Annotated in this window: 9 protein-coding genes; 8 read left to right on the forward strand and 1 reads right to left on the reverse strand. The window is 39.9% G+C overall.

Annotated features, from left to right (window positions below; translation table 11 throughout):
- The first annotated feature begins 15 nt into the window (after nucleotides 1-15).
- The 3 genes from L3V38_RS08665 to L3V38_RS08675 all read left to right on the forward strand — a co-directional run bounded on the left by L3V38_RS08665 (nucleotide 16) and on the right by L3V38_RS08675 (nucleotide 2662).
- A complete protein-coding gene (locus tag L3V38_RS08665; protein WP_237119116.1) occupies nucleotides 16-1170 on the forward strand; it encodes a BamA/TamA family outer membrane protein in 1155 nt (384 codons plus the stop codon).
- A 132-nt stretch (nucleotides 1171-1302) separates the two neighbouring features.
- Nucleotides 1303-1761: a hypothetical protein gene (locus tag L3V38_RS08670; RefSeq protein ID WP_237119117.1), complete on the forward strand. Its 459-nt coding sequence runs from the start codon at nucleotides 1303-1305 to the stop codon at nucleotides 1759-1761.
- Nucleotides 1762-2188: 427 nt separating this feature from the next.
- Nucleotides 2189-2662, forward strand: coding sequence for a hypothetical protein (locus L3V38_RS08675; RefSeq protein WP_130151755.1), 474 nt, complete (start codon nucleotides 2189-2191; stop codon nucleotides 2660-2662).
- Nucleotides 2663-3225: 563 nt separating this feature from the next.
- Here the strand turns inward: L3V38_RS08675 and L3V38_RS08680 are convergent.
- Nucleotides 3226-3636, reverse strand: a complete 411-nt coding sequence (locus tag L3V38_RS08680; RefSeq protein ID WP_130151756.1) for a hypothetical protein — start codon at nucleotides 3634-3636, stop codon at nucleotides 3226-3228.
- A 174-nt stretch (nucleotides 3637-3810) separates the two neighbouring features.
- Between L3V38_RS08680 and L3V38_RS08685 the strand changes: the two genes are divergently transcribed.
- Genes L3V38_RS08685 through L3V38_RS08705 form a run of 5 tightly spaced genes read left to right on the forward strand, consistent with a single transcriptional unit; the run spans nucleotide 3811 to nucleotide 12048 of the window.
- On the forward strand, nucleotides 3811-6120 hold the full coding sequence (locus L3V38_RS08685) for a TonB-dependent receptor (RefSeq protein WP_237119332.1): 2310 nt from the start codon (nucleotides 3811-3813) through the stop codon (nucleotides 6118-6120).
- A 12-nt stretch (nucleotides 6121-6132) separates the two neighbouring features.
- On the forward strand, nucleotides 6133-8286 hold the full coding sequence (locus L3V38_RS08690; RefSeq protein ID WP_237119118.1) for a bifunctional TVP38/TMEM64 family protein/FAD-dependent oxidoreductase: 2154 nt from the start codon (nucleotides 6133-6135) through the stop codon (nucleotides 8284-8286).
- A gap of 1 nt (nucleotide 8287) precedes the next feature.
- Nucleotides 8288-9112 carry a DUF547 domain-containing protein gene (locus tag L3V38_RS08695; RefSeq protein ID WP_237119119.1) on the forward strand — a complete coding sequence of 275 codons (825 nt, stop codon included), beginning with the start codon at nucleotides 8288-8290 and terminating at the stop codon, nucleotides 9110-9112.
- Nucleotides 9099-10343, forward strand: coding sequence for an ABC transporter substrate-binding protein (locus L3V38_RS08700; protein ID WP_267136334.1), 1245 nt, complete (start codon nucleotides 9099-9101; stop codon nucleotides 10341-10343). Before L3V38_RS08695 ends, L3V38_RS08700 begins: the two co-directional genes overlap by 14 nt.
- Nucleotides 10336-12048, forward strand: coding sequence for an ABC transporter permease subunit (locus L3V38_RS08705; RefSeq protein WP_237119120.1), 1713 nt, complete (start codon nucleotides 10336-10338; stop codon nucleotides 12046-12048). Before L3V38_RS08700 ends, L3V38_RS08705 begins: the two co-directional genes overlap by 8 nt.

Here is a 12048-nt window from a genome sequence, read left to right on the forward strand (position 1 = left end):
AGAGGCAATAAATAAGTGAAAAAAGTTGTATGTCTGAATTTGTTGGCTGCAACTTTAATAAGCAGCTGCTCCTTTGCTTCTAGTTACGATGACTATGCAATTAAGCCTGCAGAAACACGGCTAGATAATCAACAAAAGATTGATGAGCCAATTTCTTTTTTACCTATCCCTGCTTTTATCACTGAGCCAGCTGTAGGGCCTGGCTTAGGGGTTGTTGGTTTATTCTTTCACGATAATGAAAAGAAAAATAAAACGGGCACAACACTACCAAATAGCATTAGCTTAGTAGGCCTTATGGGCACCAAAAATGGTACTAAAGGTGCTGCCATTGGACATATTACTTTTTGGGATCAAGACCGTATACGCTACCAAGGTATTGTTGGCTGGGCGAGTATTAACCTAGACTTTTACACCTTCGACGAAATAGAACTCCTTACACCGTTATCCCTGAATATTGAAGGGCCTGCCATTTTTCAAAATTTAAAGTTACGTTATGATAATAGTAATTTTTTTTATGGCTTAAAACAGATTTACCGCCAAGTCGATATCAGCCTTGCAGACAACCCTATTGAAGATTTTTTGCTCGATAACGACATAATAAAAGAGCATTTATCGTTAGATATCAATACATCGGGAATTGGTCCCTTACTTGAGTATGATAGTCGTGATAACCCCCTAAACCCAGAAAAAGGCTATAATTTCAAAGCTGAGTACCTCTACTTTGATGAAAGTATTGGTAGTAAAGTCAATTACACAAGTCTAAAATTAACAGCACTTAATTACTGGCAATTGACCAATAGAATTAACTTAGCATTACGAATGCAGTATGACACTGTCACCAATCGAAGTAATAAACGCCTCCCTGTCTACATTCCCCCCAGCATTAATTTACGAGGTGTTTCAGCAACACGATACCAAGGGTTTGATGTGCTTGTTACAGAAGCTGAGTTCAGCTACAAAATAACCAAACATATCAAGCTAAATGCGTTTACAGGTATGGGCTGGACTGCTGACAGTTTTTCAGGTTTATCCAAAGCCAACACAATTGATACAGTCGGAGCAGGCGTTCGCTATCTAGTCGATGAACATTACGGTATAACTATCGGTGTGGATGTTGCGCATGGCCCTGAGCAAAATGCAATTTATATACAAGCGGGTTCAACATGGTAATGAAAACCCTTTGCTCATGACTCAAACCGTCTCAATTTAATTTAGAGTATAAATATTGACCTTGTTAAATTCGCTGCTATTATCAAATACTAATAATTATTAACTAATATCAAAGGCTCAGGGATTGAACTAATGCACAGCATAGCCTCAACTAAATATTATCCATACGCAGATTTTAAGCCCCACGGCCTTGTTGAGTTTTATCAACGTCAAAATACACTTTTTACAACCGCCGTCGGCCCATTCAATGAAGAGATTATTGATGCCCTGTCATTTACTCAACAAACTTATATTGAAAAAATCATCGCAGAGCATGGTGACTGGTGTGAATTAGTTGAGTTTGAAAACTCGTGCATGGCAACGCCTGGTGCCCTTGAAAAACTAATGATGTATTTAGCTGATTTAAAACGCCAGAATAGTGCACCGAAAAAAACAGCCTTTATCATAAAAGAGGGGCTTGAAGGTGGAAACCTGCTGAGTAATACGTACTGCAATTTATATAAAAAAACAGGTATGACTATGCAGATATTTAAATCTAAAACATCTGCGCTGAACTGGTTATCAGGCGAGACAACCACTGCAATAGCTTAGTTATTTAGCACATGTTTTTCTTCATCACGTAAAGTTAATATTTCCACTCCATGTGCGTCACAGCGAGTGGATGCCTCCATTGGGAGGAAGGTTTCTATTTCTCGTAATAACAGTCTAACCGTCAGGTTTAATTTTTAACTTAGCCATTTCTCACTTTACAAAACACTTCGTGCAGCTCTCACTAATTAAAAATACCTATAATACGGGTCAAATACTCATGCACAAATCACATATGACAAGATCCAAAAAGAAGAAGTAAGAACTTTTCACTACTTGCAAGTTGGAATAGCAAGTTTAATTAAGGCTTTTCTCTATAAGTTAAAAAAATTCATCTATCAGGTTTATTTTAATCGTTTGTCGATTTAGAGGGATTACTCTAAAGTTAACTCATCAGCAAACGATGCTGCGATTAACGAGGAAACTAATCATGTTTAAACCACTTTTAAAACGACTTGCTCTTAGCTCATTACTAACATGTTCAGCTTTTGCAATCGCTGAGCAAAGTGACTACAAACTGATGGTAATTAACGACTCAGATTCATCGCAAGCAATTATGCAAGGCCAATACGACGCGGTGTTAAATAGCACAGCGCAAGCAACTGATTTAAATAGTCAATATGAACTTGCATTCAATCGTTGCGCAGCAAGCGTGAAATCTAAAAATTTCAGCCACGCGGAATCTTTGTGTACCGAAGCTATCAAGCTTCTAAATAAAAGCGAAGTACGCGGCTATAAACGTCGAGAGCTTACATCATTCGCTTTAAGTAACCGTGGTATAGCACGCATAATGTCGAAAAACGACACAGCTGCACTATCAGATTTTTATGAAGCGGTAAAAATGTCGGGTAATGATTTAGTTAATCACAACCTCAACCGCGCTAAGAAAAACTTAGCACTTTAATCAAATTGTTGTCACAAAAAGCCTAGTTTGTGTGTTCTCTTGGCTTTTTTATATCCGGAGTCATTGCACACGCGGTGACTTAACCACATTGTTGTCGAAAGCTTAGTTTGTGTGTTCTCTAAGCTTTTTTATTCCGAGTCATTGCACACGCAGTGACTCAACCACATTGTTGTCAAAAGCTTAGCTTGTGTGTTCTCTAAGCTTTTTTATTCCGAGTCATTGCACACGCGGTGACTCAACCACATTGTTGTCGAAAGCTTAGCTTGTGTGTTCTCTAAGCTTTTTTATTCCGAGTCATTGCACACGCAGTGACTTAACCACATTGTTGTCGAAAGCTTAGCTTGTGTGTTCTCTAAGCTTTTTTATTCCGAGTCATTGCACACGCAGTGACTCAACCAAATTGTTGTCAAAAGGCCCAGCTTGTGTGTTCGCTGGGCTTTTTTATTTTTAGCCCATTTAAATTTCATTAAAAAAATTTTCATTAAAAATCATTAATATAAAAATAAGAAAATAAATTTATTCTATTTAAATTAAGCTAAGAGTATTTAAACTAGTTTATAAAATCACACTACATACTTCACATCTTCATCACGCATTAAATATAATGTAAAACAGGCTGCCCACATTGGCCATGCAGCAAAGAAAAGTAAATTATTAAACCCATCTATATATTGAGCATACGAAGAAAGTGTGGATGCGCCGTGTAATAAAAATATTAAACCGTAAGTGACTTTTTTCTTAAACCCCACCACAAAAGCAAACACTAAAATTATTTGCAAGCTTCCTAGAATATAGGCAATTGTATCTGTTGAGCCACTCAACCCATAGAAGTGCTCAAACACAATAGCACTATGACTTGGATTTACAAATTTATCTAAGCTCCACATTAACATAACGATAAACACGCCCAAACGTAATGATAAAAGCGACCATTGCAAGCGATTGTGTGTATCTGATGTAGTTGATTGAATCATTATTTTTCCTTTGAACTATTCACGCTTAAAAACAACAAGACCGAAAATAAAAAGAAACATTACAAAAATAAAATAAAAATGCTTTGAAAGTATTTTTTCTGGCTGTTGGTCTCATTCATCGTCAATAAATTATTTAATCGCAGAGAGAACATTTTGAAATACGCATTTTTAGCGCTGAGTATTTGTGCAAGCTTTGTATCACTTGCTACCGAGAATAATGAGATTGAGGTTATTCAAATATCAGGCGAGCAATTAAAAAATACCCAAATGACACCTAAAGATACGCCTATAAATGGACCTTTTGGCGATGATCTTTTTCTACAAGATATTGCACGAAGTGTAACGCCAATCACCAGTGAAATGATCGAACAACTCAATATCACCACCCTGCAAGATATTTTATCTATTACACCTAATAGCTATTCAGCTAGCGGATTTGGTAATCCGAGCTTACCAACTTTAAGGGGGCAGTTAGGTGAACTATTTCAAGATGGCGTTCGCCGACAAGCAGGTAATAACGGTTTTGGCATTCCAATATCCTTCAATGCTATTGAGCAAATAGATGTAGTAAAAGGTGCACCACCCGTTTTATTTGGTAGTAGTCAGCGAAATGGGGGCTTTGTAAACCTCAGCTCAAAAAAGGCAAATACTGAACAATCTCAAGGCAAACTGGTGCTTTCGGCTGGTCGCTGGGATCACTACTCGGCACAGCTCGATTACACAGCGCCGATAGTAGAAGGTAAAAGTGGCTTCAGAGTAAGTGCTGAACATATTGATAATGGTAGTTTTTATGATTTTTCAGGTTATAAGAGCGATAGTTTATTTGCAGCTGTGCGCTTCTTGCCTGACGCACAAAGTAGTTTAGATATAAATTTCGAGCTTTATCAAGTTGAATTTACAGATAACGCAGGTATCAATCGCCCTACTCAAGCGCTTATTGATGATGGACTTTATATTACTGGTCAAGGTATACAACCCAATGGCAGTACTATTGCAGGAGCGGGGGCTATTATTTCACCCACAGGGCAAGTCCGTATACCGCGAAACCGAGTTTTAACAGACCCCAATAATATCAATGAAGCCACGACCTATTTACTTCACAGTATCTATAAACGTGAACTAAATGATAAAACGACCCTTAAAAATACAACTTATTTTCAGCACCTGCAACGTGAAGAAGTCGCTCAAAATAGCTTTGTAGAGATCATTGATGGTGCTGACACAGCCCAAAACCGCACTGAGTTAAGCTACCAATGGAATGATAGTCAAAGCTCTATTTTTGCGTTTGATGTTCGCTTTAACAAAGTAAAAGGGTTCAGCCAATTTACCACTGAAGCAGATTTGCCCATTGATTTAACAGGCCCGATTGAAAACCGCCGTATCCCGCTCACAACAGAGCAAAAATCAAGATTAGTTGAATTAAAGCCAGGTGTATTTGTATCTCCGGGAGCCCAATACGATTTAGATAACGACGGTGTTGGAGATTTTTCACTCTCTGATACAACCGATTCAACCAGTTGGCAAACGGGGCTTGCTTTTGTGCATGACAGTCAATGGTCTGAAAAATTGCGCACAAGTTTAGGCTATCGCCTTGACTATTATGATGTAGAAGCTCGGGATCCCATTGCACCACAAGGTCAAGTTGCAGCGCGCGATAATATTTATGAAACCCTGCACGCTGGGCAGATTAGTGTTAACTATAAACTCACTTCAGAATTAACCTCTTATATTACAGGGAGCTATAACGAAGCGACCTCCAATAGCATGGCCGGTGGTAATGTTTTAGGAAGTGATAACCAAATTAGCGCACAAAATTTTGCAACCGATAACACCCTTGCTGAAATTGGTTTAAAATTTTCACCAACTGACAGCCCGTGGTATGTCGATGCGGCTTTATTTAATCAACGTCGTAGCCTCAGGAATCGTGATGGAAGTAATACGGGTATTCGTACAAAAGGCTTTGAAACGCAGGTGTTTTATGATGCTGGGCAATACTGGTTTAATGCCGGTTACAGCTATATAGATGCCCGCTACGATAATTCAGCAAGTAGCCAAGACTCAAACCAAGTCGCTGATGCATTTGATAATTCTCGTCCTGATATTATTAATGGTACAGGTATTGGCGCACCTAATTTCGCGTCTTTTCCGCCATCAACTAGGCGAGTGCAAGGTATTCCCGAACAATCATTTAGCTTTAACAGTGGTTTTTCTATCACTCCTCAATGGGATATTGGCTTAGGCGGTATATACACCAAAAGCTATCCGCTTGATTTTTTAGCAACCGTGCATATTCGCGATCAATACACTTTGAATGTGAATACACGATATGCCTTCAGTGAGCAAACGTCTTTACGTTTAGATATCACAAATGTGACTAATCAAGATAACTGGCGTCCTGTTTTTGAAGGCGGTTACTTTGGCTCAACTTTAGTTTTTCCTGAGCTTCCTATTCATGCCAAATTGACCTTTCAACATACCTTTTAAGTAGGGCTACTCATGTTAAAGAAAATAATCTTACTCGTCGGCGTCTTAATTGCCGTTACTGCATTTTTCTATTTCGATTTACATCAGTTATTAACACTGAATGGCTTAAAAGGTTCGATGGATCAATTTAGTCAGTGGCGTGAACAATCACCACTATTAGTGATAGGCGCGTTTTTTTTACTTTATGTTGTCGTTACTGCACTGTCACTGCCAGGTGCAACAATTTTAACGCTGGCAGCGGGTGCGTTATTCGGCCTCATTGAAGGTCTACTTATCGCTTCATTTGCTTCAACTGTGGGTGCAACAATCGCATTTTTGGTTTCTCGTTATTTACTGCGTGACGCAATAAAATTGCGTTTCCCAGAGCGCCTTACAGCCATAGATGCAGGTGTTAAAAAAGAAGGTAGCTTTTATTTATTTACGCTACGTCTTGTACCTATTTTCCCTTTCTTTCTCATTAACCTTTTAATGGGTGTAACGGCGATTAAAGCCTGGACTTTCTTTTGGGTAAGTCAGCTAGGTATGTTGGCAGGCACGTTTGTCTTTGTAAACGCGGGTACACAACTAGCGCAGATAGAAAGCTTATCTGGAATCTTATCGTTTAACTTAATTTTGTCTTTTACTCTATTAGGTGTTTTTCCTTTTATAGCCAGAGCGTTATTAAATACCATCAAAAAGCGCAGAATCTATAAGAACTTTTCAAAACCAAAGCAATTTGATCGCAACATGATTGTCATAGGTGCCGGTGCCGGCGGATTAGTAACCAGTTATATAGCAGCTGCCGTAAAAGCAAAAGTGACATTAATTGAAGCAGGTGAAATGGGTGGTGACTGCTTAAACTACGGATGTGTGCCCAGTAAAGCGATTATAAAAAGTGCTAAAATTGTTGAACAATTTCAACAAGCTGACAAGTATGGCTTAGAAAAAAGCAGTGCAACCTTTTCATTCAAAAAGGTGATGGCTCGAGTACACCAAGTTATTGCCGATATTGCCCCTCACGACAGTGTTGAAAGATACACTAAACTGGGCGTTGAAGTTATTAAAGGTTATGGCAAATTAATCGATCCATGGACGGTTGAAATTGCTTTAAGTACAGGTGGTAAACAAACTCTTAGTGCACGAACAATTGTGATTGCTACGGGTGCTCGTCCGTTTGTTCCACCTTTACCAGGCTTGGAAGAGGCAGGTTATGTCACCAGTGATACGCTTTGGAGTAAATTTGCTCAGTTAGATGAGCCGCCCAAAAAGCTCGTTGTGTTAGGCGGTGGGCCAATTGGTTCAGAGCTTGCGCAAAGCTTCGCTCGACTTGGTTCGCAGGTCACACAAGTAGAAATGGCTGAGCGGATCATGATAAAAGAAGATTTAGAAGTCTCTGAATTTGCTACTCAAGCACTGAAAAGCAGTGGCGTTAATGTATTGACCAACCACCAAGCACTTCGATGCGAAGTTCGTAACAACAAAAAATACTTGGTTGTTCAGCACCAAGAGAAAGAGTTCGACATTGAGTACGATGAGTTACTATGCGCTGTGGGTCGAAGTGCTCGCTTAACAGGTTACGGCCTTGAAGAGTTAGGCATTGAAACCAACCGCACTATTCAAACCAATGACTATCTCGAAACCCTTTACCCTAATATTTTTGCCGCGGGTGATATTGTTGGTCCATACCAGTTTACCCATGTTGCTGCGCATCAAGGTTGGTATGCCGCGGTTAATGGTTTATTTGGCCACTTTAAAAAGTTCAAAGTCGATTATCGTGTTATCCCTTGGACGACATTTATCGACCCTGAAGTCGCCCGTGTTGGGCTCAATGAACAAGATGCAATATCACAAAATCTAGACTACGAAGTAACTCGTTTTGAGTTTGCAGAACTAGACCGTGCCATCACAGAAAGCGCAACGAATGGCTTCATCAAAGTAATTACACCTAAAGGTAAAGATAAAATTCTAGGCGTCACTATTGTTTCTGAGCATGCGGGTGACTTAATTGCTGAATTTGTCCTCGCAATGAAACATGGTCTAGGCCTGAATAAGATACTTGGCACTATTCACAGCTACCCAACATGGGCCGAAGGAAATAAATATATTGCAGGCGAGTGGAAGCGTGCCCACGCCCCCGAAAAAGTACTCAACTTACTTGAAAAGTATCACACTTGGCGAAGAGGTTAATATGCTGAAATTTATACGCTTTATTGGTTTTTTAATTTTACTTACTATTATTAGCAATGCCACGGCAAAGGATAACCCAGCCCAAGAAGAAGCATCGTTACACTCTGTTTGGCAGGCATTACTTATCAAGCATGTCGTTGCAATTAATAACGCTACGAATACGCAAGTTGATTATGCGGGATTTAAGGCCGACCAAACTCAATTGCGCAGCTACTTAAGTGCACTTTCTCAAGTAAGCCAAGCAGAATTTAACGCATGGCCAAAGTCCAAACAGTTGGCCTTTTTAATCAATGCTTATAATGCGTGGACCATTGAGCTTATTTTAACTCGGTATCCAAAAATTGATTCCATAAAAGAGCTTGGCAGTTTCTTTAGCTCTCCTTGGAGTAAAGAGTTTATCCCTTTATTAGGTGAAACACGCAGCTTAGATAACATAGAGCATACTTTAATCAGAGGGAGTGATACTTATAAAGAACCACGCATACACTTTGCTGTAAATTGTGCCAGCATCGGCTGCCCAGCTCTGCGCGGTGAAGCCTATAACGCCACTCACCTTGATGCACAGCTAGAAGAGCAAACAACACGCTTTTTAGCAGACACAACGCGCAACTATATAAATGAAGATAAACTTCACTTATCGTCTATTTTTAAGTGGTACAAAGAAGACTTTGAGCAAAGCTTTAGAGGAGCCCACTCGCTGAGTGAATTTATATTGCTTTACTCAGACGCATTAAATTTAACAAATAATCAGATAGCTAAAATAAAAGCAAACAAGGTGGCTATTAAGTTTTTAGATTACGATTGGGCACTTAATGATACTCAGTGATCAACCTACATTAATTCGTTTTTTATTGTTTTTAGCAAGCATGGCTTATTCGGTTTTAGGCCATGCTCAAAGCTGGCAAACAACAGTAAATGAAGGGGTAAATAAACCTGTTTACTTTCATGCTTGGGGTGGTGATGCACAGATTAATAGCTACATTCAGTGGCTTGGTAAGCAGGTTAAACAGCAGTACAACATTGACTTAGTTCACATTAAACTTGCAGACACCAGTGAAGCGGTAAGCCGAGTGCTTGCAGAAAAGTCAGCCGGTAACCACACTCAAGGTAAAGTAGATCTTATATGGATTAATGGTGCTAATTTTGCCGCTATGAGTAAACACGGGTTATTAAAAACAGATTGGGCAACTAAACTTCCCAATTTCTACCTAACAAATCCGGCAAAAAACCCTGCTGTCACTCACGATTTTGGATTACCTACGCAAGGTATGGAATCACCTTGGGGGCAAGCCTCACTCACGTTTTATTATGATAGTAAAACCGTTATTCATCCCCCTAAAAACTTAAAACAGCTTTTAAACTGGAGTACAAAAAATAAAGGTCGCTTTACGTATTCAAAACCACCCGACTTTATCGGGGTGAGTTTTTTAAAATATGCGCTTATAAACTTAACACCGACAGAGCAACGCAGCTTACTTTATCAACCTGCCACTGAGAAAAGTGCAGCACAGTTATTGCCCGCTTTATGGCAATACTTAGACGAATTACACCCAACTTTATGGCGAAAAGGTACTTTTTTTGTACAAAACAGCGCAGCATTAAAGCGCTTGGTAAGCGATATGGAGCTTAGCTTATCACTCACATTTTCAGCCGCAGAAATACCAGCCGCTGTTGAACGATATGATTTACCCCTAGCGACTAGAAGTTACGCAATGCATGACGGCAGCTTAAGTAATACACACTTTGTTGCTATTGCGTATAACGCAAGCCACAGCGAAAGCGCAAAATTAGTCGCCAATTTTATGTTAAGTGTTCAAGCACAAGCCCAAAAGCAACAACCCGCTAACTGGGGAGACAACACGGTGCTTGATTTATCTTTACTCTCGAAAGAGCAAGCTGCACTTTTCAGTCAACAAGCCCCTCACCCAAGTAGCTTAACTACAAACAATCAAAGTCCGGCATTAGCTGAGCCACATCCAAGTTGGAGCACATTAATAAACCAACAATGGCAATTACGCTATGGCACCTACAACCGCGGTACAGTAAGTAATGATTAAAACTCATGACACATTCACGCGCTTAATTAAGCTTAGCCCAACACTCTTGGTCGCCTTATTAGTTATACCTGTTATAGGGGGACTAATCGGTGTGCTATTACCTGCTTTTGGTTACCTTCCAGCTTTGGGCATGAAAGAATTCTCTTTACAGGGTTTTAATGCCTTGATACAAACTGATGGTTTTAGCCATATGTTATTTCTCAGTGCCAGCAGCGCACTGATTAGTACATTATTGGCACTTACAATGACCATATTGATTCTCGCTTGTTTTTTTAACAGCCCATGGCTGAAACGAATTCAACGCTTATTAGGCCCTATTTTAGTTATACCTCATGCCGCAGCAGCTATTGCGATTAGCTTTTTAATTACCCCTTCGGGTTTTATTTCACGGCTATTCTCTCCTTGGTTAACTGGTTGGGAATTACCGCCAGACTGGCTACTCCCTCATGATATATGGGGGGTAAGCATGATTTTGGGGCTTACGCTAAAAGAGCTCCCCTTTTTATTGTTGATGGCCTTAGCTGCATTTGCTCAAGCTGATTTAGGTGCAAAGTTGCGCGCTCAACACAAAGTTGCCATGAGCTTTGGCTACTGCCCTATGACTGCATTTTTTAAAGTGGTACTGCCTAATTTATACACTTATATTCGCCTTCCTGTTTTGGCTGTGTTGGCCTATGCCAGTGCCAGTGTTGAGATCCCATTAATTTTAGGTCCTAATGCACCGCCAACTCTCTCTGTGGCTATCATTAACTGGTTTAACGACGTTGATTTAACGTTACGTATTAAAGCCTCGGCTGGCGCAATTGCCCAACTTATGCTCACCGCCACTTTATTAATAATTTGGTGGCTGTTAGAAATAATAGTGAAGCGCGTGTTTTATTTTTATGTGACTAACAGAAAGCGTGATTATGCTGGTAATGCGATTATGCACTTCACTCGCATAGTAACGGTTATTTTAGTGGCTAGTATTTTATTATCTTTACTTGGCTTAGTGCTTTGGTCATTTGCTGGTTTTTGGCGCTTCCCTGCGTTTTTGCCTGATCAACTTGTATTAATCCACTGGCAAAATGCGCTAACTAATATACAGCCTGCACTGTTAAATTCGTTATACATTGGCTTTGCTGCCAGTGCGATTGCGATCATTCTTGTGCTCGTAACATTAGAAGCTGAGCAACAACGTGCCTACGCACTATCTCACCTCAGCAGCTTTATTATTTATCTCCCTTTACTTGTTCCTAGCGTTGCATTTTTATTTGGTTTAGTTTGGTTGCAGGAGCAAATAAACTGTCATCATGCCTATATAAACGTTATCTTTAGCCATCTACTATTTGTACTTCCTTATGTTTTTTTGTCACTGGCAAGTAGCTACAGATGCTTTGACTCCCGCTTTTCAATTTTGGCAGCAAGTCTGGGAAAACCTCCGGCTAAGGTATTTTGGCAAGTAAAATTACCCATGCTAGTTACCCCTATATGCATCGCCTTTGCATTAGGCTTAGCAATTAGTTTTAGTCAATATTTACCTACGTTACTCAATGGCGCTGGGCAAATAAATACAATTACTACAGAAGCTGTGGTGCTTGCCAGTGGCGCAAGTCGGCGTACCAGCTCAGTGTACGCACTCATACAAATGCTGCTTCCAGCTCTAGCATTTGTTCTTGCTTGGCTTACTCCTAAGCTGGTCTATAAATATCAAAACAAGGCTTAA

Source organism: Pseudoalteromonas sp. L1 (assembly GCF_021728095.1).
GTDB lineage: Bacteria > Pseudomonadota > Gammaproteobacteria > Enterobacterales > Alteromonadaceae > Pseudoalteromonas.

Bases quoted from the DNA above. Each gene is read 5' to 3' on its own strand.
- L3V38_RS08670 (WP_237119117.1), top strand. From the start codon at position 1,303: ATGCACAGCATAGCCTCAACTAAATATTATCCATACGCAGATTTTAAG.
- L3V38_RS08675 (WP_130151755.1), top strand. From the start codon at position 2,189: ATGTTTAAACCACTTTTAAAACGACTTGCTCTTAGCTCATTACTAACA.
- L3V38_RS08680 (WP_130151756.1), bottom strand. From the start codon at position 3,636: ATGATTCAATCAACTACATCAGATACACACAATCGCTTGCAATGGTCG.
- L3V38_RS08690 (WP_237119118.1), top strand. From the start codon at position 6,133: ATGTTAAAGAAAATAATCTTACTCGTCGGCGTCTTAATTGCCGTTACT.
- L3V38_RS08695 (WP_237119119.1), top strand. From the start codon at position 8,288: ATGCTGAAATTTATACGCTTTATTGGTTTTTTAATTTTACTTACTATT.
- L3V38_RS08700 (WP_267136334.1), top strand. From the start codon at position 9,099: ATGATACTCAGTGATCAACCTACATTAATTCGTTTTTTATTGTTTTTA.
- L3V38_RS08705 (WP_237119120.1), top strand. From the start codon at position 10,336: ATGATTAAAACTCATGACACATTCACGCGCTTAATTAAGCTTAGCCCA.